Genomic DNA, 25,446 nt, shown 5'->3' with positions numbered 1-25,446 from the left:
CGGGCTCTGCATACGCAATCATCGGCATCCATGTTTGCGCGCACGGTAGGCCAGTTGGGGGCGCGTGACACCCAGCAAGCGCGCCGCCGCGGAGAGGTTTCCTCCGCAGTGTTCCAGCGCACGGCGTATCAGCGTCTCCTCCACTTGTCCCAATGAGCCGGAGCCGACGCGGTCCGCCATGGCTTGGCCTGTGGGCACGGACTGCGGCAACAGGACGCCGTCTCCGCCCGCCAGGTGCCCATCCGGCCGTACCGACAGCACGTTCTTGTCCAGCGTCTCGCCGCTCGTGAAGAGGTGGTGAACATCGAGCAGGGCGCCCTCGGGAGCGACGATCACGGCGCGCTCGATCAGGTTCTGCAGTTCGCGGATGTTTCCGGGGTAGTCGTAGTTCAGAAGCGCCTTGACGGCGGATTGCGTGAAGCCGGTGACCTTGCGGCCGTGCTTGCGGCCGTAGTGCTGAAGGAAATGGCTCATCAGGAGCGGCACGTCGTCGCGCCGCTCGCGCAGCGGCGGCAGGTGAATGGGAAAGACGTTCAGCCGGAAGAACAGGTCGTCGCGAAACTTGCCCTCACGCACGGCCTGGCGCAGATCGACGTTGGTGGCCGCGACGACGCGCGTGTCGACCTGGATGCTGCGCGTACCACCCACGCGCTCGACCTCGCCTTCCTGCAGCGTGCGCAGCAGCTTGCCCTGGGCCGCGTAGCTCAGCGTGCCGATCTCGTCCAGGAACAGCGTGCCGCCGTGGGCGCGCTCGAAGCGTCCCGGCCGCGCCGCACCGGCGCCGGTGTAGGCGCCGCGCTCCACGCCGAACAGCTCGGACTCGATCAGCGTCTCCGGAATGGCCGCGCAGTTCACCGCGACGAAGGGCTTGTCGCGCCGCGGACCGATGCTGTGCAGCATGCTGGCGAACTTTTCCTTGCCGACGCCGGACTCGCCGGTGAAAAGCACGGTGGCCGTGGTTGGCGCGACGCGATGCAGCAGGTGGCAGGCCGCGTTGAAAGCCGACGATGCGCCCACCATCGCGTCGTTCTTGCGCGGCGGCATGGGCAACGCGGCGGCCCGCGGCTCCGCGCCGCTCACGCCGCCCACACCGCTGTACTGGGACGCGCCGACGAAGTCACGCGCGCGCAGGTAGCGCATGTCTTCTTCCACATCGTCCCAGCGCTCGGCCGATTTGCCGATCACGCGGCATTGGCTCTCGCCCATCGAGCGGCAGGCGACTTCGCGGAACACCACCAGCCGCCCGAACAGCGTGCTGACGTAGCCGGTGGCATAACCCACCTGCATCCAGCAGGCCGGCGAGCCGCCAATGCCGTAGGCCGCGATGTGCTCGTCGTCTTCGATCGAGTGGTGCCAGATGAATTCACCCTCGTAGTCCGAGGTCTCGGGGTCATAGCGCACGTGCACCAGCTCGACCTTCACCAGGCCTTCCAGGGCATGCAGGCGGGTGCCGGCCATGGCGGCGGCGGCCGGTTCGGCGTCGGGCCAATGCTTGCGCACCAGCTGTGCATCGCGCGCGCCGCTGACGTAGCCCGCGCGTGTGAAGAGACCACGGGCGCTCTCCTGGCCCAGGCTGTCGACGAGCTCGCGCCGCAGAGACCCCAGCGCCTCGGTGTGCAGAAGCACCATGCGCTGATCCTGCAGCCAGATGCGGCCATCACCGGGCGAAAAGAACAGGCACTCGCTGATGTCGGCAATCGTCGGATGCTCTTCGCTGCCCACGTGCGAGGCCTCGAAGCGGCTCATTGCACGCGTCGCTTCGGCGCCGTCGAAACGGCCCAGCGCGGCGCCGGTGGCGCGTGCCACGTCGGCCAGTGAGATCCGCTCCGGGAACGGCGAGTTGGCGGTTTTGGTCAATTTTCAGCTCATCGTTTGGTGAAACGAGCGGCCGATTTTTGATCATTTGGTGAAACTGCAGATCAGGGTAAACCAGTTATTTCGAATAACCAGTACAGCCTCGGGAATTCCCCTAATCTCCCAATGAAAACACCATCGCGCGGCGGCGTTGGGCCACCCCGCCGCGGCGCCGCTGGTACGCCCGTTGCGAAAAGAAGGCGGGTGCCGCGGGTATTTCCGCCCGCGGCCAGCCGATCAATTTTTTCGCAAGGGGTGAGTCATGGATGTTTCGCAGAAACCGGCGTTCCTGGACCCGGCAGCCTGGGCCGGCAAGGTGTTCAACGGCGCGTGGGTCGCGTCCGCAGGCGGTGCGCGCGACGTCGTCGAACCGGCCACGGGCCAGGTGATGGCGGCCGTCGGCATCGCCGATGCGCAGGACGTGGGGCTGGCCACAGCCGCCGCGGCGCAAGCGCAGAAAAGCTGGGCGCAGGTTGCGCCGCGCGAGAAGGCCGCGGTGTTCCTGCGGGCCGCGGCCCTGTTCCAGCAGCACTTCGACGAGATGGCGCTCTACGTCGCCCGGGAGACCGGCGCCATCCTGCCCAAGGGACAGCATGAGGTGCGCGAGGCCATCACCCTGTGCCATCTGGCGGCGGCCCTGCCCCTGCAGGCGCAGGGCCAGATCCTGCCGAGCGCGAGCGGCACCACCAGCCTGGCGCGGCGCGTGCCGCGGGGCGTGGTGGGCGTGATCTCGCCCTTCAACTTTCCGCTCATCCTCACCCTTCGAACCGTGGCGCCGGCTCTTGCGGCGGGCAACGGCGTGGTGATCAAGCCCGACTCGCGCACACCGGTGAGCGGCGGCTTCATGATCGCCCGCGTGTTCGAAGAGGCGGGCCTGCCCCCCGGCCTGCTGCAGGTGCTGCCCGGCGACGCCGCCGCCGGTGAAGCGCTGGTGACCGATGCGCGCGTGCCGATGATCGCCTTCACCGGCTCGCCCGCGGTGGGCCGGCGCATCGGTGAACTGGCGGGGCGCCACCTGAAGAAGGTGACGCTGGAGCTGGGTGGCGCCAACTCGCTGATCGTGCTGGAAGACGCCGACCTCGACATCGCGGCCAGCAACGCCGCCTGGGGCGCCTACCTGCACCAGGGGCAGATCTGCATGGCGACCAATCGCATCATCGTGCACGAGAGCATCGCCACCGCCTTGACAGAGCGGCTGGTCGAGAAGGCCCAGCACCTGCCGGTGGGCGACGGCGCCAGCGGCCAAGTGGCCCTGGGGCCGCTGATCGACGCCAAGCAGCGCGACCGCGTGCACGCCATCGTGCAGGACAGCATCGCGGCCGGCGCGCAGTTGCTGGCCGGCGGCAGCAGCGACGGCCTGTTCTACAAACCCACGGTGCTGGCGGGCGTGAAGGCCGGCATGCGCGTGTACGACGAGGAAGTGTTCGGCCCCATCGCCAACATCATCACCTTCAAGACCGACGACGAGGCCGTGGCCCTGGCCAACAACCACCAGGGCAGCCTGGCCTCGGCGGTGATCTCGCCCTCGATCGGACGTGCCATGGCGATGGCCGCGCAGTTGAACTCCGGCATGGTCCACATCAATGACCAGACCGTCAACGACGAGTGCGTCAACCCCTTCGGCGGCCCCGGCATCGCCGGCAACGGCAGCAGCGTCGGCGGCCCGGCCGACTGGGAGGAATACACCCAGTGGCAGTGGCTGACCATCAAGCAGGCGGCGCACGCCTATCCGTTCTGAATGCCAGCGACCGAACCCACAAAGGAGACATTTCATGCGGCTTGAAGGAAAAACCATTGTCATCACCGGCGTGTCGTCGGGCATCGGCGCCGAGGTGGTGCGCATCGCGCGCTTTGCCGGCGCCCGCGTCATCGGCATGGACCGCAACGACCCCAGCCTCACGCTCGACGGCTTCGTCAAGGCCGACCTGAGTTCCGTCGCCGCCATCGATGCGGCCGTGGCGCAATTGCCCGAGCGCTTCGACGCGCTGTGCAACATCGCCGGCGTGCCCGGCACGGCGCCCGTGAAGCTGGTCGCCGACGTCAACTACCTGGGCCTGCGCCATCTGACCGAACAGGCGCTGCCGCGCATCCCGCGCGGCGGTTCCATCGTCAACGTGGCCTCCATCCTCGGCGCCGAATGGCCGCAGCGCCTGGCGCCGCACAAGGCTCTGGCCGCCGCGCAGGGCTTCGAGGCCGGCGCCCATTGGCTGCGCGACCACCCCGTGCCGCAGGAGACCTGCTACCAGTACTTCAAGGAAGCGCTGATCGTCTGGAGCGCCACGCAGTCGCAAAAATGGTTTCTCGAGCACGGCGTGCGCATGAACTGCGTCGCGCCGGGTCCGGTTTTCACGCCGATCCTGGGCGACTTCGTGAGCATGCTCGGCCAGGAGCGGGTGCAGGCCGATGCGCACCGCATGCTGCGCCCCGGCTTCGCCGACGAGATCGCGCCGGTGATCGCGTGGCTGTGCAGCGATCAGGCGCGCTGGATCAGCGGCGCCAACATCCCGGTCGACGGCGGACTGGCATCGACATACATCTGAGCCGCAATGACCCACGCCGCCGCCTTGCTCGACGTGGCGGCCGGCTGGCGGCGTGACTTGGGGTGGGCAGCGAGTACCTTGCCGGCGGGAAATGACCCCGCTGCGGCGCATTGGGTGGTAGGCCGTGATGGGCTTGAACCATCGACCAACGGATTATGAGTCCGCTGCTCTAACCAACTGAGCTAACGGCCCACTGGCCACGATTCTATTCGCCGCAGCGTCCTACTTGCGGTGGCTCAGCGCATTGCCGACCAGCCGCGACGTGATATCGACGATCTGGATCATGCGTTCGTAGGGCATGCGCGTCGGTCCGATCACACCCAGCGTGCCCACGACCTGCCCATCGACCTCGTAGTTGGCACTGACGATGGAAAGCTCCTCGAACGGCACGACCTGGCTTTCGCCGCCGATGAAGATGCGCACGCCTTCGGCCTTGCTCGACACATCGAGCAGACGCATCAGCTGGGCCTTTTGCTCGAAGAGTTCGAAGGCGCGGCGCAGTTGCCCCATGTCGCTGGAGAAATCGCTCACCGACAGCAGGTTGCGCTCGCCGGAGATCACGACTTCGTCTTCCTGCGCCTCGGTCAGCACCTCGGAGCTGACCTGCACCGCAGCCTGCATCAGGGCGGCGATCTCGCCGCGCAGCTTCTCGATCTCGGACTGGAGACGATCGCGCACCTGCTCGATGGTCAGGCCCGCATAGTGGGCATTGATGTAGTTCGAGGCCTCGACCAGTTGTGACTGCGAATAGTCGGCCTCCGGGAAGATCACCCTGTTCTGCACGTCGCCATCGGGCGAGACGATGATGACCAGCAGGCGCCGCTCGGAGAGCCGCAGGAACTCGATCTGCTTGAACACCGAAGCACGCCGCGGCGCCATCACCACACCGACGAACTGCGACAGGTTCGACAGCAGGTTCGCCGCATTGGCGATCACCTTCTGCGGCTGGTCGGGCGCCAGGCTCGGCGTGCTCATCTGTTCGCGCTCGGCGGTCAGCATGGTGTCGACGAAGAGGCGGTAGCCGCGGTGCGTGGGGATGCGGCCGGCCGAGGTGTGCGGGCTGGCAATCAGCCCCAGCGCCTCGAGGTCGGACATGACGTTGCGGATGGTCGCGGGCGACAGGTCGAGCCCCGGCGAACGCGAGAGCGTTCGCGAGCCGACGGGTTGCCCGTCGGCGATATAGCGCTCGACGAGCGTCTTGAGCAGCAACTTGGCACGGTCGTCCAGCATTGCAAGATTTTAGTGTTGTAATTTGTGAGATATGACCTCTCGCTTTCGTCACGTCGCCCTGATCGGCAAATACCAGGCTTCCGGCGCCCGAGCGCAGGCGGATGCGCGCGACGGCGTCATGGAAGGCATCGGCACCTTCCTCGAATCGCAAGGCTGCACGGTGTTCGTCGAGCGCTCGACTTGCGAAGACGACGATGACGGCGCCCCCGCCCATCCGCGCTACGAAGCCCTGAGCGTCGAGGAAATCGGCCAGCGCTGCGACCTCGGCCTGGTGGTCGGCGGCGACGGCACCATGCTCGGCATCGGCCGGCAGCTCGCCAGCTACGGCATTCCGCTGATCGGCATCAACCGCGGCCGGCTCGGCTTCATCACCGACATCCCGCTCGACAACTACCAGGCCACGCTGATTCCGATGCTGGCCGGCGAGTACGAGGAGGACCACCGCAGCCTGATGCATGCACAGGTCGTGCGCGACGGCGCCTCGGTGTTCGACGCGCTCGCGATGAACGACGTGGTCGTGAACCGCGGCGCCACCTCCGGCATGGTCGAGCTGCGCGTGTCGGTGGGCCGCCATTTCGTGGCCAACCAGCGCGCCGACGGCCTGATCATCGCTACGCCCACGGGCTCGACCGCCTATGCGCTGTCGGCAGGCGGGCCGCTGCTGCATCCAGCGGTGCCGGGCTGGGTGCTGGTGCCGATCGCGCCGCACACCCTATCGAACCGCCCCGTGCTGCTGCCTGATGCCGACGAGATCGTGATCGAGCTGGTGGGCGGGCGCGACGCCAGCGCCAATTTCGACATGCAGTCGCTGGCCTCGCTCGCGATCGGCGACCGCGTGGTGGTGCGCCGCTCCGACTTCCGCGTGCGCTTTTTGCACCCGCGCGGCTGGAGCTATTTCGACACGCTGCGCAAGAAACTTCATTGGAACGAAGGGGGCTCCTGAAATGGCGCTGCGACGCATCGCACTGCGCGACTTCGTGATCGTGCGATCACTCGAACTCGACCTGTCCGGCGGCTTCACGGTATTGACCGGTGAGACCGGCGCGGGCAAATCCATCCTGATCGACGCACTGCAGCTGGCCCTGGGCAACCGCGCCGACGCGGGCGCCGTGCGCGAAGGCGCCGAGCGGCTCGACGTGAGCGCCGAATTCGACGCCGACCCGGCCCTGGACACGTGGCTCGACGAGGGCGGCTTCGAGGCCGGCGACGCGCTGCTGCTGCGCCGCACCGTCGACCTGCAGGGCCGCAGCCGCGGCTGGATCAACGGTAGCCCGGCCACGGCCACGCAATTGCGCGAACTCGGCGACCGTCTGCTCGACATCCACGGCCAGCACGCCTGGCAGAGCCTGACGCGGCCCGAAGCCGTGCGCGGCCTGCTCGACGCCTACGCGGGCGTGCGCACCGACGCGCTCGACGCCGCATGGCAGGGCTGGCGGCAGGCGCTTTCGGCGCTCGAACATGCGCGCTCGGCGCAAGACTCGCTGCAGCGCGAACGCGAACGGCTGCAGTGGCAGATCTCCGAAGTCGCCAAGCTAGCGCCGGGTGCCGACGAATGGGAAGAGCTGTCGACCAACCACTCGCGCATCTCCAACGCGCAAGCGCTGATCGACGCAGCCCAGGGCGCCAGCCAGGCGCTGGAAGACGACGACAGCGGCGCCCTCTCCGCGCTCTCGCGGGCGGCCACGCTGCTGCAGAACTGCGAGCACATCGAGCCCGAGTTCCGCGCGCTGGGCGAGGTGCTCGCCTCCTGCGTGGCGCAGGCTTCCGACGCGGCCCACACGCTGCACGGCTACCTGCGCAACGCCGACACCGATCCGCAGAGCCTGGCCGAGCTGGATGAACGCATGGGCCTGTGGATGTCGCTTGCGCGCCGCTACAAGCGCACACCCGCCGAGCTGCCGGCGCTGCTGGCCGGCTGGCAGGCCGAACTGCAGGCGCTCGATGCGCAAAGCGATCTCGAAGGCCTGGAGCGTGCCGAGCAAGGCGCGCAACAGGCCTACATGAAAGAAGCCAAGGCGCTGGGCAAGGCCCGCAAGCAGGCCGCCCCCCGCCTCGCCCAGGCCGTCACCGACGCCATGCAGGGCCTCGGCATGCAGGGCGGACGCTTCGACGTCGAACTGCAGCCGCTGGCACAGCCCAGCCGCGCCGGCCTCGAAGACGTGGCCTTCCTCGTTGCCGGCCACACCGGCAGCACGCCCCGGGCCATCGGCAAGGTGGCCTCGGGCGGCGAACTGTCGCGCATTGCGCTGGCCATCGCCGTCACGACCAGCCAGCTCGGCGCCGCGCAGACGCTGATCTTCGACGAGGTCGATGCCGGCGTCGGCGGGGCCGTGGCCGAGACGGTCGGGCGGCTCATGAAGCAGCTCGGCCGCGACCGCCAGGTGCTCGCCGTGACCCACCTGCCCCAGGTGGCCGCCTGCGCCGACCATCACCTCGTGGTGGCCAAGCGCCAGACGGCGGCGGCGGGCAAGGACGGCCCGCGCACCGAAAGCGGCGTGTCGCGCCTCGACGACGACAACCGCGCCAGGGAAATCGCCCGCATGCTGGGCGGCGAGAAGGTCTCGCAGACCTCGCTCGCGCATGCACGCGAGCTGCTCGGCCACAAGACTCCGGCGACCGCGCCATGAGCCTCGACCTCGTGCTCATCACGGGCATGTCGGGCTCCGGCAAGTCGGTGGCCCTGCACGCGCTGGAAGACGCTGGCTACTACTGCGTCGACAACCTGCCGCCCGAGCTGCTGACCCCGTTCGTCGCGCTGCAGCATGAGCAGCAGGCCACGCGGGTGGCCATCGCCATGGACGTGCGCAGCGGCGTCTCGCTGCCGATCGTTCCGCATCAGCTCGACGCGCTGCAGCGCGACGGCGAGATCTCGCTGCGTTCGCTGTTCCTCGACGCAACCACCGACGCCCTGCTGCGCCGCTATTCGGAAACCCGCCGCCGCCACCCGCTCTCGCGCCAGGAGGGTCGCACAGACGTGCCCGAGCAGCATCGCGTGCTGATGCAGGCGATCGAGCTCGAACGCGAGCTGCTGGCCGACCTGCGCGACGGCGCCGACGTGATCGACACCAGCCTGATCCGGCCTGCGCAGCTGCAGAGCTACATCAAGTCGTTGATCTCCGCGCCCCAGAGCGCGCTGACGCTGGTGTTCGAGTCATTCGCCTTCAAGCGCGGCGTACCGCTCGACGCCGATTACGTGTTCGACGTGCGCATGCTGCCCAATCCGCACTACGTGCCCGCGCTGCGCCCGCTCACGGGCCGCGACGAGCCGGTGATCGAATGGCTGCGCGAGCACGACGACGTGGCACGCATGTACGACGACATCGAGCAGTTCCTTGCGCACTGGCTCGATGCGCTGGCGCGCGACCATCGCAGCTACGTGACTGTGGCCATCGGCTGCACGGGCGGGCAGCATCGTTCGGTGTTCCTGGTCGAGCAGCTGGCGCGCTCCTTCGGTGCGCGCTGGGGTGCGCTCAAGCGGCACCGCGAGCTCGACGCGGTCTGACTGCCTAAGCCTCGCTGCCCTCGAGCAGCTTGCGCATCGGCGCCGGCAGGCCCAGCCGGCCCCACTCGTCCGCATCGACCCAGCGCGCGCCATCGCCTTGCGGCTGGCCGCCCTGAAGCTTCAACGGGTGCAGGTGAAGGTCCTTGTGGGTCAGCACATGCACGAAGGCCGGCAGGTCCTGCAGGCCGCGCTGCGCAGTCGTCGGCAGCACGGCCAGAAGGTCTTCGCGGCTGTCGAACACGGGCAGGCAATAAAGCCCCGCCCAGATGCCCTTCGACGGCCGCTTCTCCAGCCACACGCGGCCGTGCGCATCGCGCGCCAGCAGCACCCAGAGCGACTGGGCGCTGCGCTTGAGCTTGCGCGTCTTGACGGGATATCGCTCTGGCGCGCCTTCCCGCAGGGCCGCGCAGGTCTTGTTGACCGGGCAGATCATGCAGCTCGGCTTGCGCGGCAGGCAGACCGTGGCACCCAGGTCCATCACGCCCTGGGTGTAGTGCGCGATGGCTTCTTTCTGGCCGGCCGGAGGAAGCAATTGCGTCGCGAGGTCCCATAGCGCGCGCTCCTGCGCCGCCGAAGACATGTCGCCCGCAAAGCCGAGCACGCGCGTCAGCACGCGCTTGACGTTGCCGTCGAGGATCGCCACGCGCTCGCCGAAGCAGAACGCCGCAATGGCCGCGGAGGTCGAGCGGCCGATGCCGGGCAAGGTGACGAGCTCGGCGGCGGTGCACGGAAACTCGCCGCCGAAGCGCGCGACAACATCCTGCGCACAACGGTGCATGTTGCGCGCCCGGCTGTAGTAGCCCAGCCCGCTCCAGAGCCCGAACACCTCGTCCTCGGTGCCGGCGGCCAGCGCCTTCACGTCGGGAAACCGCTCGAGGAAGCGCGCGAAGTAGCCGAGCACCGTCGACACCTGCGTCTGCTGGAGCATCACCTCCGACAGCCAGACGCGGTACGGGTCGCGGGTGTTCTGCCAGGGCAGCTGGCTGCGCCCGTGGCTGCGCTGCCAGCTCACGATCTGCGAGGCGAAATCGGGGGGCAATGGCAGGGTTGCAGCCGCCGTGGAGACGGAAACTTCAGGCCGCACGCAGCTCGCCGACAGTGGCCGCGGCCTGCGGCCTTCCGTGCTGCGCGATCATCGATGTGAACTCGCGCAGCTGCACATGAAGCTCGGTGAGGTTGCTCTCCTGAGAGGCAAGCTCGACCAGCCGCTCGTCGAGGTTGCCCGCCGCGCTCTGGATGCGCTCGATCGCCTCGATGCGCTTGCTGAAATTGCGGCGGCGCTCCTTGAGCTGCGCGTCGATCTGCGCGCTCGCACCCTTGCTCCAGCGCTCGACCTCGGTCATGGCCGCTTCGTTGACGAGCCGCAGCCGGCTGGCCAGCGCACGCACCAGCTTGTCGCAGAAGTCGGCCTGCGCGAGCTTCAGCAGGTTGCCCACGCCCAGGTAGTGGATGTGGCTGCGCTCGATCTGGCCCAGCTCCTGTTCGAAGCCCGTCAGGTCGGGCTCGGCCGGCGCCTGCAGGGTGAAGCCCTGCTCGGCATTGAGCTGGCGGAAGGTGGCGTGCAGCATCGACTGGATCTCCGCCGTGGTCGCCTGCACTTCGCGCAGGTTGTTGCGCAGCGAGTCGAAGGTCTCGGCGTACACCTTGCGCACGTTGAACTTGACACCGGGGCGCTTGAGCGCGGCCGACAGCCGCACCATGTCGGCCTTCAGCGCGGTACGGCCGAGCACGGCATATACCTCGCGCAGCAGCTTGCCCTGCACCGATCGCAGCGCCAGGATGCGCGTGTTGCTTCCTTCAAACTCGGTGTGCTCCTGGTCGATGCGCGCGCGCATGTGGCGGATCACCGAGACGTTCTTGCCGCGCAGCCCCTGCAGCTCGAGCGCCTGCTCGGACAGGTCGCGCTGGCGCACCTTCAGGATGCGCTCGGCCTCGGCGCGCAGCGCGGTCATGCCCGCGTCGACCGCCAGCCGCAGCATGGTTTCGCGCTTGCCGAGCACGCCTTCGGCCAGCAACGATTCGAGCGCCGGCAGGCGACTGGCCTCCAGCAGCTGGCCATCGTGCTGGATCTTGGCCTGCAGGCCCTTCTGCGCGGACACCGGCAGCACCTGCGCAAGCGGCACTTCGAGCAATCGGGCCGCGCCTTCGCGCTGGCGCTCGATCTGCTGCTCGATGTGGGCGGGCTGGCTCAGCGTGTCCCACATCGTGTCGATCTTGTTGAGCACCACGAAGCGCGTGTCGTTGCCTTCGTCCTCGGTGATCAGGTGTTCGCGCCAGATCGAGAGATCGGAGCGCGTCACGCCGGTTTCAGCACCCAGGATGAAGACCACCGCATGGGCCTGCGGAATCAGGCTCACCGTGAGTTCTGGTTCGGCGCCGATCGCATTCAGGCCCGGGGTGTCGAGAATCACCAGCCCTTGCTCCAGCAGCGGATGCGGCATGTTCAGCACCGCATGGCGCCAGCGCGGGATCTCGACGCGGCCCTGCGCGTCCTGCGCCGGGTTGTCGTCGGGGGTATCGTCGTCCCAGAAACCCAGCGTGCGCGCTTCGTCCTTGGTGACCCAGCGCACCTCGGCCACCTTGCTCATGGCCTGCGCCAGCTGCTCGGCGTCGCCGACGTCAATGGAGATCTCGGTCCACCGCGTGGGTTTCTCGCGCCAGTGGGCCAACGAATGCGGCTCCAGGCGGGTTTCGATGGGCAGCAGGCGCAGCTTGGGCGCAAGCGCGGCGTCGTAGCCCAGCTCGGTCGGGCACATCGTGGTGCGGCCCGCGCTGGCCGGCATGATGCGCCGCCCGTAGCCGGCGAAGAAGATGGCGTTGATCAGCTCCGACTTGCCGCGCGAGAACTCGGCGACGAAGGCGACCATGACCTTGCTGGTGCGGATCTGCGTCTCGAGGCCTCGCAGGCGCTCCGCCACCGCCTGGTCGAGCAGCTCGTTCTCGGTCAGCCAGCGGGACAGCCACTGCAGCCGGTGGGCGAAATTGCTTCGCCAAGCGCCGTGCTGATCGAGTTGTTGGTTGAAAGAGCGGCTCAAGGGAAATATGTAAGAAACAACTTACAAATATAGCATCGGGAGGTGGCAACAACCGTTTCTAGATTGTTTCTCTCGTCGGATTGTGACGCTTACTTCTGGCACTTGGGGCAGTAATAGGTGGAGCGCTGTCCCTGACGCAGCAGGCGGATCGGCGTTGCGCAAACCCGACAGGGTTCGCCCGCGCGGCCATAGACGGTCGCTTCGAGCTGGAAATAGCCATTCTGGCCGTCCACATTGGAGAAATCGCGCAGCGTGCTGCCGCCCTTCTCCACCGCCCGGGCCAGGATCTCGCGCACCGCCGCATGGAGCCGGGCCGCCCGCGGGCGGCTGATGCGCGCGGCCGACAGCGTCGGCCGGATGCCCGCCTGGAACAGCGCCTCCGACGCGTAGATGTTGCCCACGCCTACCACCACGTCGCCCGCCAGCAGCACCTGCTTGACGGCGCTCCTGCGCTTCTTGAGGCCGGCATGGAAGGCATCGAGGTCGAAGGCGTCGCCCAGCGGCTCCATGCCCAGCCCGCCGAGGAGCTTGATGGCCCACGGGGCGGCCTCGTCGTCCACGTAGACCACCGCGCCGAAGCGGCGCGGATCGTTGAGCCGCAGCGTGCCCCGGTCGGTGACCAGGTCGAAATGGTCGTGCGGCCCGGGCAGCGGCAGCGCCGCATCGAAACGCAGGCTGCCAGACATGCCCAGGTGCAGCAGCAGGATGCCGCGGTCGAGGTCGATCAGCAGGTATTTGCCGCGCCGCCGCACCTCGCGCACCTGCCGCCCGACCAGCGCCTCGGGCAGCACCATCAGCGCCCAGCGCAGGGGCTTGCCGATGCGCACCGCGTCGATGCGCGCGCCCGCGATGCGGTCGGCAAAGCCGCGGCGGGTGACTTCGACTTCGGGCAGTTCAGGCATGAAAGTAAATCTCCGGCAAACGCCAGCGGTAACGAGGCCCCAGGGGGCGCTCATTCGGGAGCCTCGATTATTATGGTCGGATGAATCTTTCGCCCCGCCGACACCGCCTTGCGGCGGCCGCGTCCCTCGCCTTGCTGGCCTGTGCGGTTCACGCACAATCCTCCGCCCCTGCAGCTCCTGGCAGCCCCGTGCTGACCATCGAACACTCGGCTCAGCCGAAGCCCGCAGTCAAGCCCAAGGGCACTGCGGCCAAGGCGGCCAGCGAACCCGCACCGCAGCCGTCTGCGCTGACGGCCGACCTGTTCTATGAAATCCTGATGGGCGAGATGACCGCCCGCTCCGGCGACCCCGGCTCCGGCTACGCGCTGGTGCTCGATGCCGCTCGCCGGCTGCGCGACGGCAAGCTGTTCCAGCGTGCGGTCGAGATCGCCCTGCAATCGCGCTCGGGCGATGCGGCGCTCGCCGCGGCGCGGGCCTGGCAGGAAGCCCTGCCGACCTCGCGCGACGCGCGCCGCATCGAGCTTCAGATCCTGATCGCGCTGAACCGCATCGGCGAAACCGTCGAGCCGCTGCGCGCCGAAGTGGCTGCAACCTCGCAAGTCGAACGCCCGCTGCTCATGGCCGTGATCGCACGCAACTACGCGCGCGCCTCGGACAAGAAGCTGGCCGCCTCGGTGGTCGAGCAGGCCCTCGTCGACGAACTGAAGAGCCCGACCAGCGGCGGACTGGCCTGGGCTACCGTCGGCCGTCTGCGCTTCAATGCAGGCGATGCCTCCGGCGCCCTGGAGGCTGCGCGCAAGGGCCAGGAGATCGACCCGGCCTCCGATGCGCCTGCGGCGCTGGCGCTCGAGATGATCGACCCCGGCCAGCCGCTCGCCGAGCCGATCGTCACGCGCTACCTGAGCAGCAACCCGAAGGCCGCGCCCGACCTGCGCATCGCCTATGCGCGCGTGCTGGTCGAGAACCGGCGCTTCAACGACTCCGCCGCGCAGCTCCAGGTGCTGACCACGTCGCGACCGGAACTTGCGGAGCCATGGCTGCTGCTCGGCAGCCTCCAGATGCAGGCCAGGCAGGATGCCGCGGCCGAGACCTCGATCAAGCGCTTCATCGAACTGTCGGCCAACCGCGGCGGCAACAAGGACGCCGACGACGCTGCCGACCGCAAGCGAGGGGTGTCGCAGGCGTACTTTGCGCTGTCGCAACTGGCGGAGCGGCGCAAGGACTTCACAGCGGCCGAGCGCTGGCTCGCGCGCGTCGATGGGGCCGACGAGCTGGTGGCCGCGCAGACCCGCCGCGCGGCCCTGCTGGCGCGCCAGGGCAAGCTGCCCCAGGCGCGCGAAATCATCCGTGGCCTGCCCGAGCGCACGCCCGAGGACAAGAAGCAGAAATTCCTTGCCGAAGTGCAGCTGCTGCGCGACGCGAAGCAGTACCAGGCGGCCTACGACATGCTCGCCCAGGCCTCGGCGAAATCGCCGGACGACGGCGACCTCGTCTATGACCAGGCCATGGTCGCCGAGAAGCTCAATCGCCTCGACGACATGGAACGCCTGCTGCGCCGGCTCATCGAGCTCAAGCCCGAGAGCCAGAACGCATACAACGCGCTGGGCTACTCGTTCGCCGATCGCAAGATCCGGCTCGACGAGGCGCGCACGCTGATCCAGAAGGCGGTGCAACTGGCGCCCGAAGATCCGTTCATTGCCGACAGCCTGGGCTGGGTCGAGTTCCGGCTCGGCAACACGACCGAGGCGATCCGCATCCTCGAGGCGGCCTACAAGACGCGGCCCGATCCCGAAATCGGTGCTCATTTCGGCGAAGTCCTGTGGAGCACCGGCCAGAAGGACCGCGCGGTCACGGTCTGGAAGGAAGCCCTGCTGAGCGATGCCGAGAACGAGACGCTGCAGGAAACGCTCAAGCGCCTGCGCGTGAAGCCGTAGATGATGCTCGCCCCCAGGCAGGTCGACAGTGGCCGGCGCGTCCTTCTGGCAATGGGGGGCGTGGCCCTGCTTGCGGTGGCGGGCTGCGCCCAGCTTTCGGGCGGCCCTTCAACCCGCCCACCCTCGGAAAGCTGGAGCGGCCGCATGTCGCTGCGCATCGACAGCGAGCCGGTGCAGACCTTCGCTGCGCTGTTCGAGCTGCGCGGCTCCGCCGAGACCGGCGACCTGACACTCACGACACCCATCGGCAGCACACTGGCGCAACTGCATTGGGCGCCCGGCGAGGCCCTGCTGAAAGACGGCAGCAAGACGCGGCGCTTCGACTCCGTCGATGCATTGATCGAGGCCGCCACCGGCGCCGCCATCCCGGTCGGCGCGCTGTTCGGCTGGCTCGCGGGCCGCAACGATCCCGTTCCCGGCTGGAAGCCCGATCTTGCGCAACTCGGCAACGGGCGGCTGCAGGCCGTGCGCGAATCGCCGAGCCCGAGGGCCGACCTGCGCATCGTGTTCGAGCGGTCATGAAGGCGATCCACGACCTTCCCGCGCCGGCCAAGCTCAACCTCTTCCTCCACATCACCGGCCAGCGCGACGACAGCTACCACCTGCTGCAATCGGTCTTCATGCTGATCGACTGGTGCGACATGCTCCACGTCGAACTGCGGCGCGATGGCCAGCTGAGCCGCGAGGACCTGACGACCGAGCTGCCCGCCGACGACTTGATCCTGCGCGCAGCCCGCGCTCTGCAGGCATTTGCCGCGCCCGGCCAGGGTGCGCACATCGGCGTGGCCAAGCACGTGCCGGCGCAGGCCGGCATGGGCGGCGGGTCTTCGGATGCGGCCACCTGCCTGCTCGCGCTGAACCGCCTGTGGGGCCTGAACCTGCCCCTGTCGCGGCTGGCCCGCATCGGCCTGAAGCTGGGCGCAGACGTGCCCTTCTTCCTTGGCGGGCACAACGCATGGGTCGAGGGCATCGGCGAGCAGATCCGACCGGTTACACTACCGTCGGCGCGTTTCGCGGTGGTCAAGCCACCCGAGGGACTCGATACCCGATTAATTTTTTCGGCTTCCGATCTTCAACGCGCCACACCTGTTGCTATAATCTCGGGCTTTGCTGCAGATAGCGAATTGTCTGAAGCGACAAACCTGGAAAGCTCGGTTCTGAGCTCTTCGGTTTTCGACTTCGGCCACAACGACCTGCAGCCGGTTGCCCAGCGACTTTGCCCCGCCGTCACCGACGCCATCGAATGGCTCGGCGCCCAGGGGTTGAAGGCCCGGATGACCGGCTCCGGAAGTTCGGTATTCGCGAAGATGCCGCAAGCGCCGCAGGAAGCGGAACTGCTCGAAGCCCCCGAAGGCTGGCAGGTTCGTCAATGCAGCAACCTGGAAGTTCATCCGCTGTGCGGGTGGGCAACCTGAAGATGATCGGACCGTTCATTCGGTTCGATGCGACATATATCGGTTGATGGTGAAAACCATCGACCCGTGTAGGGGAGTCGCCAAGCTGGTTAAGGCACTGGATTTTGATTCCAGCATGCAAAGGTTCGAATCCTTTCTCCCCTGCCAAATCTTCAACGACTGCGGCCCAACGGCCGCAGTCTTCTTTTGCAGCCCACCCGCTGCAATAATCGGCGGCTCACCGGCCGCCATGCATCACAAACCTTTTGGCGGCTTCCTAAGCCAATTCGCACTGCCGGGACGCGCTCATGCAGGCTAATCACCCTGATTTCATGGTTTTCACCGGCAACGCCAATCCGGGCCTTGCTGCAGAAATCGCGCACAACCTCGGCACCTCGCTGGGCGCCGCACGCGTCGGTCGCTTCTCCGATGGGGAAGTCACTGTCGAGATCAACCAGAACGTTCGTGCGCGCGACGTGTTCGTGGTGCAGTCGACCTGCGCACCGACCAACGAAAACCTGATGGAACTGCTGATCATGGTCGACGCGCTCAAGCGCGCTTCGGCCGAACGCATCAGCGCCGTGATCCCCTACTTCGGCTATGCCCGCCAGGACCGCCGCCCGCGCTCGAGCCGCGTACCGATCTCGGCCAAGGTGGTGGCCAACCTGCTGGAAACCGTCGGCGTCGAGCGCGTGCTCACGATGGACCTGCACGCCGACCAGATCCAGGGCTTCTTCGATATCCCGGTCGACAACATCTACGCCTCGCCCGTGCTGCTCGGCGACCTGCGCGCGAAGAACTACGAAGACCTGATCGTGGTCTCGCCCGACGTCGGCGGCGTGGTTCGCGCCCGTGCGCTGGCCAAGCAGCTGAACTGCGACCTCGCCATCATCGACAAGCGCCGCCCGAAGGCCAACGTCAGCGAAGTCATGAACGTGATCGGCGAGATCGACGGCCGCAACTGCGTGATCATGGACGACATGATCGACACGGCCGGCACGCTGGTCAAAGCCGCCGAGGTGCTGAAGGAGCGCGGCGCCAAGAGCGTCTACGCCTATTGCACGCACCCGATCTTCTCGGGCCCGGCCATCGAGCGCATCACGCAGGGCTCTGCCCTCGACGAAGTGGTCGTGACCAACACCATTCCCCTTTCCGACGCGGCCATGGCCTGCGGAAAGATCCGCCAGCTCTCCGTGGCACCGCTGATCGCCGAAACGATCCAGCGCATTGCCAAGGGCGAGTCGGTGATGAGTTTGTTCTCGGATCAGGACAACCTGTTCTGACCGAGGCATGAAGCGGGCCTCCTTTGCGGGAGGCCTTTTTGAACCGGAGTCGCACTGGTCGCGGTGGACTCTCACAGGAGCTAGTTATGAAATTCGTCGCTTTTGAGCGCGCAAAGCAGGGCACGGGTGCGAGCCGCCGTCTCCGCATCTCGGGCAAGACCCCCGGCATCGTCTACGGTGGCGACACCCAGCCGCAGCTGATCGAGATCGATCACAACGCGCTGTGGCACGCCCTGAAGAAGGAAGCCTTCCATGCGAGCGTGCTCGAAATGGAAATCGGCGGCGCCGTCAGCAAGGTTCTGCTGCGCGACGTGCAATACCACCCGTTCCGCCAGCTGGTGCAACACATCGACTTCCAACGCGTCGATGCCAAGACCCGCATGACCATGAAGGTGCCGGTGCACTTCAAGGGCGAGGAAGAATCCGAAGCCGTCAAGATCGACCTGAACCTGGTCAACCACGTGACGACCGAACTCGAACTGAACTGCCTGCCGAGCGATCTGCCCGAGTTCATCGAAGTCGACCTGTCGGGCCTGAAGAAGAACGGCACGGTCACGCTGAAGGACATCAAGCTGCCCAAGGGCGTGAAGTGGGTCAGCCACGGCAAGGTCAACCCGGTGCTGGCTTCGGCCGTGTCGCCGGCTGCTGAAGAAGCCGACGTTCCCGCCGAAGGCGCAGTCGCTGCCGACGCAGCTGCCGCAGCTGCCGCACCGGCAGGCAAGGGTGGTAAGGCCGCTCCCGCCGCCAAGACCCCGGCTGCCAAGACCGCCAAGAAGTAATCCACTTCTCGCGTCTGTCTTTGCGAAGGCCCGCTCCGTGCGGGCCTTTTGCTTTTGGCGGATCGGATAATCCACGACCATGATCAAGCTGTTTGTCGGCCTCGGCAACCCGGGCCCAGAGTACGAAGCCACGCGGCACAACGCCGGCTTCTGGTGGATCGACGCCGTCGCGCGCGAATGGAAACTCAACCTCGTGCCCGAGCGCAGCTACCACGGCCTTGCCGCACGCGCCAACATCGGCGGCCAGAGCATCTGGCTGCTGGAGCCGCAGACCTTCATGAACCTGTCGGGCAAGTCGGTGGCGGCCCTCGCCCGCTTCTTCAAGATCGCGCCTGAGGAAATCCTCGTGGCACACGACGAGCTCGACGTGGTGCCGGGCCAGGTCAAGCTCAAGTTCGGCGGCAGCCATGCCGGCCACAACGGACTGCGCGACATTCACGCGCAACTGGGCACCGGCGACTACTGGCGGCTGCGGCTGGGCATCGGACACCCTGGCGTGAAGTCGGAGGTCGTCAACTGGGTGCTCAAGAAGCCGCTCAAGGAACAACGTGAAGCGATAGAAGACGCCATCGTCCGCACCCTGCACGCGCTGCCTGCGCTGGTGGCAGGCGAGATGGAAAAGGCGACCCTCGTCATTCACACGAGCAAACCACCCCGGCCCAAACCGCCGCGGCGGGAGCCCGGCGACGGAGGCACGCCTGCCGCCACCTAGCCGGCCATCGGAGTGCAGGAGGGAGAGAAATAAAAAATGAGCCAGAAGAAGAAAAGAAAAAGAACGACAGCCGGGAGCCTCGGGATTGCTATATTTTCAATAGCAACATGCGCTTTCTCCATGAGCGCGTCCGCCCAAAACGCCGCAAAAACCTGGCGATGCGGCAACACCTATTCCGACCAGCCTTGTGAAGGCGGCACGACGGTGAAGGTGAACGACCACCGCAGCGACCAGGACCGCCAGGCCGCCGACGCCGGCACGCGCAGCGCCCAGACCTACGCCGACCACCTGGAACGCACCCGGCTGTCCCAGGAAAAGGCGGCCAACGACCGCGATCAGCGAGCCGCGCGGGAAGCCAGAAGCGCCGCGCTGGCGGAAAGACGGCTTGCCCTGTCCGAGCAGAGGGAGAGGGATCGCGCACGCAAGGCAGCCAACGATCCGCGCAGGCCCAGCCTGAATTTCAGCGGCGGCCGGAGTTCGAGGGCGGCCGGCGACGCCTCGGAGCGCAAGAAAAAGAAACGGAAACCAGCCGCCTAAGCGCTGCTCGACACAGACGTCACCTTGATTGCCGTGAGACGCTCGTATTTCTGCATCAGCGTCTCGCGGCTTTCCACGTGCTCGGGATTCACGGGAATGCAAGCCACCGGGCAGATCTGCACGCACTGCGGCTCGTCGAAGTGGCCGACGCACTCGGTGCACTTGTGCGGATCGATCTCGTAGAACTCCGCGCCCATGTAGATCGCGTCGTTCGGGCACTCGGGCTCGCAGACATCGCAGTTGATGCATTCGTCGGTGATCATGAGGGCCATCCCCCGATTATCGCGGGGCCGGGCGGACAGGCTGCCGATGAATGACAAAGGCCACATCCGCGGCACACTTGTTGCACGAGTCAGTTATGCTGCGCCCCGCCCCATGAGTCTGTTTCTATTCAAGCGCCTCGCCACGCTGATCGGCACGCTGATCGGCGCGTCCATCATCGTGTTCCTCGTTCTGGAAATTCTCCCGGGCAACGCCGCGCAGATGCTCATGGGTCCCGACGCCTCGCCCGAAGCCGTCGCCGCCCTGGCCACCAAGCTCGGCCTCGACCAGCCCGCGTGGACGCGCTACTGGCACTGGATCGGCGGCTTGCTGACCGGCCACCTCGGCGACAGCTACGCCTACAGCTCGCCCGTGCTCGACCTGATCCTCGAACGCCTCGCGCTCACCGTGCCGCTGGCCATGATGGCGATGGCCCTGACCGTCGTCATCGCGCTGCTGGTGGGCGTGACGGCCGCCGCGCGCCACAACAAGCTCGGCGACGTCGGCCTCATGGGCATGGCCCAGGTCGGCATCGCGATTCCGAACTTCTGGTTCGCCATCCTGCTGATCCTCGTGTTCTCGGTGCAACTGCAGTGGTTCTCCGCCGGGGGCTTCGAGGGCTGGGGCGAAGGCATCTTCGCGGGCATCAAGTCGCTGCTGCTGCCTGCGCTGTCGCTGGCGGTGGTGCAGGCCGCGATCCTGGCGCGCATCACGCGTTCGGCGGTGCTGGAGGTGATGCGGGAAGACTTCGTTCGCACCGCGCGTGCCAAGGGTGTGTCGCAACGAGCCGTGCTGTGGACCCACGTGCTGCGCAACGCCATGATCCCGGTCATCACGGTCATGGGCATGCAGTTCTCCGAGCTGCTGGCCGGCACCATCGTGGTGGAGAACGTGTTCTATCTGCCGGGCCTGGGCCGCCTCATCTTCCAGGCCATCAGCAACCGCGACCTGATCGTGGTGCGCAACTGCGTGATGCTGCTGGCGGCCATGGTGGTGATCGTGAACTTCGTGGTCGACGTGCTGTATGCCGTGATCGACCCGCGCATCAAGGCCAGCGACATATGAGCTCCGTCATCACCGCTCCGAGCGCTGCGGCGCTCAAGGTGCCGGGCTTCTGGCGCCGCGCATTGCACCACCGCAGCTTCGTGCTGGGCGGCGCGCTGACGCTGCTCCTTCTGCTCGCCGCCGGCATCTCGCTGGTCTGGACACCGTGGTCGCCCTACGACATGGACATGGCCAACAAGCTGAAGCCGCCGACGGGCGCGCACTGGCTGGGCACCGACACCTACGGCCGCGACGTAGCCTCGCTGCTGCTGGTCGGTGCGCGTGCATCGATCCTTGTCGGCGTGATCGCGGTCGGCATCGGCCTCGTGGTCGGTACGGCGCTGGGCCTGCTGGCTGCCGCCAAGCGCGGCTGGGTCGAGGAAGCCATCATGCGGCTCACCGACTTCTCGCTGGCCTTCCCCGCAATCCTCTCGGCCATCATGATGACGGCGGTGTTCGGCGCCGGCATCGTCAACGCGATCATTGCCATCGGCATCTACAACATCCCGACCTTCGCGCGCATCACGCGCGCCTCGGCCAACGCGATCTGGTCGCGCGAGTACGTGGCCGCCGCGCGCGCCTGCGGCAAGGGCAGCTTCGCGATCACGATGCAGCACGTGCTGCCGAACATCTCGGCCGTGCTGATCGTGCAGATCACGATCCGATTCGCCATCGCCATCCTGGCCGAGGCCGCCCTCTCCTACCTGGGCCTGGGCACGCAGCCGCCGCAACCTTCGTGGGGCCGCATGCTCAGCGAGGCGCAGACGATGATGTTCCAGTCGCCCCTGCTCGCGGTGTTCCCCGGCATGGCCATCGCGCTCGCGGTGCTCGGCCTGAATCTGCTGGGCGACGGATTGCGCGATTTGCTCGATCCGCGCCTCGCACGCGCAAGATAAGAAGTGCCATGCCCTTGCTCGAAGTCGAAGACCTCCACATCGAACTGCAGACGCAGCGCGGTCCCGCCGAGGCCGTGCGCGGCATCGACTTCACGCTGGAACGTGGCGAGACGCTGGGCATCGTCGGAGAATCGGGCTGCGGCAAGTCGATCACGGTGATGTCGCTGATGGGCCTGCTGCCCTCGACCGCGAAGGTCACCGGCAGCATACGTTTCGACGGAACCGAGCTCGTCGGCCGAGACGAAAGGGCCATGTGCCGGATCCGCGGCAATCGCATCGGCATGATCTTCCAGGAGCCGATGACGGCGCTGAACCCGGTGCACACGATTGCGCGCCAGGTCGGCGAACCGCTGCGGCTGCATCGCGGGCTCTCGCAAGCCGACGCACGCAAGGAAGTGCTCGCGCTGCTCGACCGCGTGGGCATTCCCGACGCGGCTTCGCGCCTCGACGCCTACCCGCACCAGTTCTCCGGCGGCCAGCGCCAGCGCATCGGCATCGCGATGGCGCTCGCCTGCGGGCCCGACCTGCTGATTGCCGACGAGCCCACCACTGCACTCGACGTCACCATCCAGAAGCAGATCCTCGAACTCATCCAGGGCCTCGTGGCCGAGCGCGGCATGGCGCTGATCCTGATCTCGCACGACCTCGGCGTGATCGCGCAGACGGTCTCGAAGATGCTCGTGATGTACGGCGGCAGCGTGGTCGAGAGCGGCCCGACCGAGGCCGTGTTCGCGCGCCGTGGGCATCCCTACACACAAGGCCTGTTCGCCGCGCGGCCCGCCATCGGCGCGCCGCGTGGCCTGCGTCTGGCCACCATCAGGGGCAGCGTGCCCGAGCTGGTCGACCTGCCGCCGGGCTGCCCCTTCGCGGGCCGCTGCAGCTACACCGTCGACGCCTGCAAGACCACGCGGCCGCCAGCCACGATGCTGCCGCCAGATCACGCGGTGCGCTGCATCCGGCTCGAGGAAATCGCCGCGCAAGGGGCCATCGCACCATGAGTGGGACCACCGCTTCACCGCTGCTACAGGTCACCGACCTCGTGCGTCACTACGCGCTGCCGCGCGAAAAGCTCTTCGGCCCGCCGCCGACCGTGAAGGCGCTTAATGGCGTGAGCTTCGAGGTGCGCGCCGGCAAGAGCGTCGGCATCGTCGGCGAATCGGGTTCGGGCAAGTCGACCATCGCGCGCCTCGTGATGGCGCTGGACACGCCGACTTCGGGCAGCGTGCGCCTCGAAGGCCGCGACCTGCACACGCTGTCGAAGGCCGAGCTGCGCACCGCGCGGCGCGATTTCCAGATGGTGTTCCAGGACCCCTACGGCTCGCTAGACCCACGCCAGACCGTCGCGCGCATCGTCGCCGAGCCCCTCGAGGCGCTGGCCGAAACGAGCCGCGCCGTGCAGCGCGAGCGTGCCAACGAGGCGCTCGCCGCAGTCGGCCTGCGCACCACCGACATGGACAAGTACCCGCACGAGTTCTCGGGCGGCCAGCGCCAGCGCATTGCGATCGCACGAGCGCTGATCACGCGCCCCAAGCTCATCGTGGCCGACGAGCCGGTGAGCGCGCTCGACGTGTCGGTGCAGGCCCAGGTGCTCAACCTCATGCAGGACCTGCAGCAGCAGTTCGGCATCAGCTACCTGCTCATCAGCCACGACCTCGCGGTGGTCAACCACCTGTGCGACGAAGTGTGCGTGGTGTGGAAGGGCAAGATCGTCGAGCAGGGTCCGCCCGCCGAACTCTTCCACCACGCGCAGCACGAGTACACGCGCACGCTGCTCGACGCTGTGCCGCGCACGCCCGCAGGTGGCACGCTGCTGGCCGCCTGACATCGAAGCGTCGTCCGCCGCCTCTAGGATGAGTGGGTCATAAGCATCTGGTTGCGCGGACGCACCGGTCTCGCGGATGATGCCTGCCCCCCTGTTCCGAGGACACCGCTTCATGCTCAAACGACGCACCCTGCTCGCCACCGGCGCCGCAGCCCTGGCCCCGCTCGCAGTGCCGATCGACGCCTTCGCGCAAAAGAAGAAGGACGCGCTGGTGCTTGGTCTCACGCTGGAGCCCACGGGACTCGACCCCACGGCCAAGGCCGGCGCCGAGATCGCCGAGGTGGTGCTCTACACCGTCTTCGAAACGCTCACCAAGATCAACTCCGACGGCAGCGTCACCCCGCTGCTGGCCGAAAGCTGGGACATTTCGCCTGACCTGAAGACCTACACCTTCAGGCTCAGGCGCGGCGTGAAGTTCCAGAACGGCGAGCCGTTCGACGCGCAGACCGTCAAGTTCTCGTTCGACCGCGCGGCCGCCGCCAACAGCACCAACAAGGACAAGCGCACCTTCGCCAACATCGCGACGCAGGTAGTCGACGAACACACCGTGGTGCTGATCACGAAGGAGGTCGAGCCCGACCTGCTGTTCCTGCTCGGGCAGGCCTCCGCGATCCAGGTCGAGCCGAAAACGATCGAGACCAACGCCACCAAGCCTGTCGGCACCGGCCCCTACAAGCTCGACAGCTGGGCCAAGGGATCGGGCATCGTGCTCGCCAGGTGGGACGGCTGGCGCAATGCCGACACGGTGCAGATCCGCAAGGCCAGCTTCCGCTTCATCTCCGAGCCGGCTGCGCAGACCGCCGCGCTGCTCTCGGGCGACGTCGACCTGTTTCCGCATGCCTCGGTGTCGCGCAGCCTGCCGCAGTTCCAGAACGACAAGCGCTTCCAGGTGGTCTTCAACGCCTCGCGCGGCAAGACCATCCTCGCCATCAACAACAAGCGCAAGCCGCTGGACGACGTGCGCGTGCGCCGCGCGATTTCCGCGGCCATCGACCGCAAGGCGGTGATCGAAGCCGCCGTCGACGGCCGGGGCGTGCCCATCGGCAGCCACTACGTGCCGGGCGCGCCGGGATACATCGACACCACCGGCATCAACCCCTACAACGTCGAGAAGGCCAAGCAGCTGCTGGCCGAGGCCGGCGTGAAGACGCCGCTCGAACTCGAGCTCGTGCTGCCGCCCCCGCCCTATGCGCGCCAAGGCGGCGAGCTGATCGCCGCGCAGCTGGCCAAGGTGGGCATCGTCGCGAAGATCCAGAACGTCGAATGGGCGCAATGGATCAGCGGCACCTACGGCAACAAGAACTACGACCTCTCGCTGATCCTGCACGTCGAGCCCTTCGACCTGGTGAACTACACCAAGCCCGAGTACTACTGGGGCTACCAGTCGGCGAAGTTCAACGAGATCTTCGACAAGGCGCGCAACGCGGCGCGCCCCGCCGACCGCCTGCGCTACCTCGGCGATGCGCAGCGGCTGCTGGCGGAAGATGCGGCCAATGTCTTCCTGTACCAGCCGCAGTTCATCACCGTCGCCGCGCGCAACCTGCGCGGGCTTTGGAAAGACACGCCGATCTTCGTGAACGACATCGCGGTGCTGTCCTGGGCTTGATCCGGACGGCCTCGCCTACGGGAACGTCCGGAGGAAAAACCGCCTCGCGGACCGCGCGGCGGCGCACCCGCTGCGAGAGAATGACCGGCTGCGCACGTGGCATCTTTCGTGCTGC

The 25,446-nt window shown here is 67.3% G+C and carries 23 protein-coding genes and 2 tRNA genes; 18 read left to right on the top strand and 7 right to left on the bottom strand.

All coding sequences use genetic code 11. From position 1 onward, the window contains the following. Positions 1-18: 18 nt before the first annotated feature. Positions 19-1,746: a sigma 54-interacting transcriptional regulator gene (locus tag ACCD11_RS14735; RefSeq protein ID WP_413314438.1), complete on the bottom strand. Its 1,728-nt coding sequence runs from the start codon at positions 1,744-1,746 to the stop codon at positions 19-21. 370 nt (positions 1,747-2,116) lie between these two features. Here ACCD11_RS14735 and ACCD11_RS14730 point away from each other — a divergent pair, with 370 nt between their 5' ends. Together ACCD11_RS14730 and ACCD11_RS14725 are read left to right on the top strand one after the other, a co-directional pair. After that, positions 2,117-3,592: a benzaldehyde dehydrogenase gene (locus ACCD11_RS14730; RefSeq protein WP_413314425.1), complete on the top strand. Its 1,476-nt coding sequence runs from the start codon at positions 2,117-2,119 to the stop codon at positions 3,590-3,592. A gap of 34 nt (positions 3,593-3,626) precedes the next feature. Beyond that, positions 3,627-4,394, top strand: a complete 768-nt coding sequence (locus tag ACCD11_RS14725) for a coniferyl-alcohol dehydrogenase (RefSeq protein WP_413314424.1) — start codon at positions 3,627-3,629, stop codon at positions 4,392-4,394. Between the two features lie 115 nt (positions 4,395-4,509). Here ACCD11_RS14725 and ACCD11_RS14720 read toward each other — a convergent pair. Both ACCD11_RS14720 and hrcA read right to left on the bottom strand, forming a co-directional pair. Then, positions 4,510-4,586: transfer RNA gene (locus ACCD11_RS14720), tRNA-Ile, on the bottom strand. A gap of 30 nt (positions 4,587-4,616) precedes the next feature. Then, the gene (hrcA, locus tag ACCD11_RS14715; protein WP_413314423.1) at positions 4,617-5,624 is read right to left on the bottom strand and encodes a heat-inducible transcriptional repressor HrcA; all 1,008 of its coding nucleotides are present in this window, start codon (positions 5,622-5,624) and stop codon (positions 4,617-4,619) included. A 31-nt stretch (positions 5,625-5,655) separates the two neighbouring features. On the opposite strand from hrcA, the gene ACCD11_RS14710 reads away from it, so the two are divergent. Genes ACCD11_RS14710 through rapZ form a run of 3 tightly spaced genes read left to right on the top strand, consistent with a single transcriptional unit; the run spans position 5,656 to position 9,126 of the window. Continuing rightward, positions 5,656-6,567, top strand: coding sequence for an NAD kinase (locus ACCD11_RS14710; protein WP_007834361.1), 912 nt, complete (start codon positions 5,656-5,658; stop codon positions 6,565-6,567). Between the two features lies 1 nt (position 6,568). Continuing rightward, the gene (recN, locus tag ACCD11_RS14705; protein WP_413314422.1) at positions 6,569-8,251 is read left to right on the top strand and encodes a DNA repair protein RecN; all 1,683 of its coding nucleotides are present in this window, start codon (positions 6,569-6,571) and stop codon (positions 8,249-8,251) included. Next, positions 8,248-9,126, top strand: coding sequence for an RNase adapter RapZ (gene rapZ, locus ACCD11_RS14700; RefSeq protein ID WP_007834365.1), 879 nt, complete (start codon positions 8,248-8,250; stop codon positions 9,124-9,126). The genes recN and rapZ overlap by 4 nt, the downstream gene beginning before the upstream one ends. Before the next feature lie 4 nt (positions 9,127-9,130). On the opposite strand, the gene mutY is transcribed toward rapZ, so the two are convergent. The 3 genes from mutY to mutM form a co-directional block, all read right to left on the bottom strand. After that, positions 9,131-10,165, bottom strand: coding sequence for an A/G-specific adenine glycosylase (gene mutY, locus ACCD11_RS14695; protein WP_413314420.1), 1,035 nt, complete (start codon positions 10,163-10,165; stop codon positions 9,131-9,133). 34 nt (positions 10,166-10,199) lie between these two features. Next, a complete protein-coding gene (locus tag ACCD11_RS14690; RefSeq protein WP_413314418.1) occupies positions 10,200-12,161 on the bottom strand; it encodes a dynamin family protein in 1,962 nt (653 codons plus the stop codon). Between the two features lie 89 nt (positions 12,162-12,250). Beyond that, complete coding sequence (mutM, locus tag ACCD11_RS14685; RefSeq protein WP_413314416.1) at positions 12,251-13,063, bottom strand: bifunctional DNA-formamidopyrimidine glycosylase/DNA-(apurinic or apyrimidinic site) lyase; 813 nt, start codon at positions 13,061-13,063, stop codon at positions 12,251-12,253. 80 nt (positions 13,064-13,143) lie between these two features. On the opposite strand from mutM, the gene ACCD11_RS14680 reads away from it, so the two are divergent. The 8 genes from ACCD11_RS14680 (at position 13,144) to ACCD11_RS14645 (ending at position 19,702) form a co-directional block, all read left to right on the top strand. Then, a complete protein-coding gene (locus tag ACCD11_RS14680) occupies positions 13,144-14,997 on the top strand; it encodes a tetratricopeptide repeat protein (protein ID WP_413314415.1) in 1,854 nt (617 codons plus the stop codon). Between the two features lie 144 nt (positions 14,998-15,141). Next, on the top strand, positions 15,142-15,519 hold the full coding sequence (locus ACCD11_RS14675; protein WP_007834375.1) for a lipoprotein insertase outer membrane protein LolB: 378 nt from the start codon (positions 15,142-15,144) through the stop codon (positions 15,517-15,519). Then, the gene (gene ispE, locus ACCD11_RS14670; protein ID WP_413314414.1) at positions 15,516-16,412 is read left to right on the top strand and encodes a 4-(cytidine 5'-diphospho)-2-C-methyl-D-erythritol kinase; all 897 of its coding nucleotides are present in this window, start codon (positions 15,516-15,518) and stop codon (positions 16,410-16,412) included. Before ACCD11_RS14675 ends, ispE begins: the two co-directional genes overlap by 4 nt. A 70-nt stretch (positions 16,413-16,482) precedes the next feature. Continuing rightward, a tRNA-Gln gene (locus ACCD11_RS14665) sits at positions 16,483-16,559 on the top strand. 140 nt (positions 16,560-16,699) lie between these two features. After that, positions 16,700-17,674, top strand: a complete 975-nt coding sequence (locus ACCD11_RS14660; protein WP_007834379.1) for a ribose-phosphate pyrophosphokinase — start codon at positions 16,700-16,702, stop codon at positions 17,672-17,674. 86 nt (positions 17,675-17,760) lie between these two features. Further along, entirely contained in the window at positions 17,761-18,453 is a 693-nt protein-coding gene (locus ACCD11_RS14655) for a 50S ribosomal protein L25/general stress protein Ctc (RefSeq protein WP_413314413.1), read from the top strand. 79 nt (positions 18,454-18,532) lie between these two features. Beyond that, positions 18,533-19,165 (top strand): aminoacyl-tRNA hydrolase, encoded by a 633-nt coding sequence (pth, locus tag ACCD11_RS14650; RefSeq protein WP_007834381.1) that lies wholly within the window; start codon positions 18,533-18,535, stop codon positions 19,163-19,165. Between the two features lie 36 nt (positions 19,166-19,201). Further along, positions 19,202-19,702 carry a hypothetical protein gene (locus ACCD11_RS14645; protein ID WP_413314412.1) on the top strand — a complete coding sequence of 167 codons (501 nt, stop codon included), beginning with the start codon at positions 19,202-19,204 and terminating at the stop codon, positions 19,700-19,702. Here the strand turns inward: ACCD11_RS14645 and ACCD11_RS14640 are convergent. Continuing rightward, positions 19,699-19,974 (bottom strand): YfhL family 4Fe-4S dicluster ferredoxin, encoded by a 276-nt coding sequence (locus ACCD11_RS14640; RefSeq protein ID WP_056595128.1) that lies wholly within the window; start codon positions 19,972-19,974, stop codon positions 19,699-19,701. The genes ACCD11_RS14645 and ACCD11_RS14640 overlap by 4 nt on opposite strands. Positions 19,975-20,077: 103 nt before the next feature. Between ACCD11_RS14640 and ACCD11_RS14635 the strand changes: the two genes are divergently transcribed. The 5 genes from ACCD11_RS14635 (at position 20,078) to ACCD11_RS14615 (ending at position 25,331) form a co-directional block, all read left to right on the top strand. After that, the gene (locus ACCD11_RS14635; RefSeq protein WP_413314411.1) at positions 20,078-21,028 is read left to right on the top strand and encodes an ABC transporter permease; all 951 of its coding nucleotides are present in this window, start codon (positions 20,078-20,080) and stop codon (positions 21,026-21,028) included. Then, complete coding sequence (locus ACCD11_RS14630) at positions 21,025-21,903, top strand: ABC transporter permease (RefSeq protein ID WP_042674462.1); 879 nt, start codon at positions 21,025-21,027, stop codon at positions 21,901-21,903. Before ACCD11_RS14635 ends, ACCD11_RS14630 begins: the two co-directional genes overlap by 4 nt. Positions 21,904-21,911: 8 nt before the next feature. Next, a complete protein-coding gene (locus ACCD11_RS14625; RefSeq protein ID WP_413314410.1) occupies positions 21,912-22,901 on the top strand; it encodes an ABC transporter ATP-binding protein in 990 nt (329 codons plus the stop codon). Continuing rightward, positions 22,898-23,725 (top strand): ATP-binding cassette domain-containing protein, encoded by an 828-nt coding sequence (locus ACCD11_RS14620; protein WP_413314409.1) that lies wholly within the window; start codon positions 22,898-22,900, stop codon positions 23,723-23,725. The genes ACCD11_RS14625 and ACCD11_RS14620 overlap by 4 nt, the downstream gene beginning before the upstream one ends. A 112-nt stretch (positions 23,726-23,837) precedes the next feature. Continuing rightward, the gene (locus tag ACCD11_RS14615) at positions 23,838-25,331 is read left to right on the top strand and encodes an ABC transporter substrate-binding protein (protein ID WP_413314407.1); all 1,494 of its coding nucleotides are present in this window, start codon (positions 23,838-23,840) and stop codon (positions 25,329-25,331) included. Positions 25,332-25,446: the final 115 nt, after the last annotated feature.

The organism is Variovorax sp. Varisp36 (assembly GCF_047304235.1).
Lineage (GTDB): Bacteria > Pseudomonadota > Gammaproteobacteria > Burkholderiales > Burkholderiaceae_C > Variovorax.
This window is presented reverse-complemented; position numbering and strand designations above follow the sequence as displayed.

Bases quoted from the DNA above. Each gene is read 5' to 3' on its own strand.
- hrcA (WP_413314423.1), bottom strand. From the start codon at position 5,624: ATGCTGGACGACCGTGCCAAGTTGCTGCTCAAGACGCTCGTCGAGCGC.
- ACCD11_RS14735 (WP_413314438.1), bottom strand. From the start codon at position 1,746: ATGAGCCGCTTCGAGGCCTCGCACGTGGGCAGCGAAGAGCATCCGACG.
- ACCD11_RS14625 (WP_413314410.1), top strand. From the start codon at position 21,912: ATGCCCTTGCTCGAAGTCGAAGACCTCCACATCGAACTGCAGACGCAG.
- ACCD11_RS14640 (WP_056595128.1), bottom strand. From the start codon at position 19,974: ATGGCCCTCATGATCACCGACGAATGCATCAACTGCGATGTCTGCGAG.
- ACCD11_RS14655 (WP_413314413.1), top strand. From the start codon at position 17,761: ATGAAATTCGTCGCTTTTGAGCGCGCAAAGCAGGGCACGGGTGCGAGC.
- ACCD11_RS14680 (WP_413314415.1), top strand. From the start codon at position 13,144: ATGAATCTTTCGCCCCGCCGACACCGCCTTGCGGCGGCCGCGTCCCTC.
- ACCD11_RS14710 (WP_007834361.1), top strand. From the start codon at position 5,656: ATGACCTCTCGCTTTCGTCACGTCGCCCTGATCGGCAAATACCAGGCT.
- ACCD11_RS14635 (WP_413314411.1), top strand. From the start codon at position 20,078: ATGAGTCTGTTTCTATTCAAGCGCCTCGCCACGCTGATCGGCACGCTG.
- rapZ (WP_007834365.1), top strand. From the start codon at position 8,248: ATGAGCCTCGACCTCGTGCTCATCACGGGCATGTCGGGCTCCGGCAAG.
- ACCD11_RS14660 (WP_007834379.1), top strand. From the start codon at position 16,700: ATGCAGGCTAATCACCCTGATTTCATGGTTTTCACCGGCAACGCCAAT.
- ACCD11_RS14630 (WP_042674462.1), top strand. From the start codon at position 21,025: ATGAGCTCCGTCATCACCGCTCCGAGCGCTGCGGCGCTCAAGGTGCCG.
- ACCD11_RS14620 (WP_413314409.1), top strand. From the start codon at position 22,898: ATGAGTGGGACCACCGCTTCACCGCTGCTACAGGTCACCGACCTCGTG.
- recN (WP_413314422.1), top strand. From the start codon at position 6,569: ATGGCGCTGCGACGCATCGCACTGCGCGACTTCGTGATCGTGCGATCA.
- ACCD11_RS14615 (WP_413314407.1), top strand. From the start codon at position 23,838: ATGCTCAAACGACGCACCCTGCTCGCCACCGGCGCCGCAGCCCTGGCC.
- ACCD11_RS14725 (WP_413314424.1), top strand. From the start codon at position 3,627: ATGCGGCTTGAAGGAAAAACCATTGTCATCACCGGCGTGTCGTCGGGC.
- ACCD11_RS14675 (WP_007834375.1), top strand. From the start codon at position 15,142: ATGTCGCTGCGCATCGACAGCGAGCCGGTGCAGACCTTCGCTGCGCTG.
- ispE (WP_413314414.1), top strand. From the start codon at position 15,516: ATGAAGGCGATCCACGACCTTCCCGCGCCGGCCAAGCTCAACCTCTTC.
- mutM (WP_413314416.1), bottom strand. From the start codon at position 13,063: ATGCCTGAACTGCCCGAAGTCGAAGTCACCCGCCGCGGCTTTGCCGAC.
- ACCD11_RS14645 (WP_413314412.1), top strand. From the start codon at position 19,202: ATGAGCCAGAAGAAGAAAAGAAAAAGAACGACAGCCGGGAGCCTCGGG.
- pth (WP_007834381.1), top strand. From the start codon at position 18,533: ATGATCAAGCTGTTTGTCGGCCTCGGCAACCCGGGCCCAGAGTACGAA.
- ACCD11_RS14730 (WP_413314425.1), top strand. From the start codon at position 2,117: ATGGATGTTTCGCAGAAACCGGCGTTCCTGGACCCGGCAGCCTGGGCC.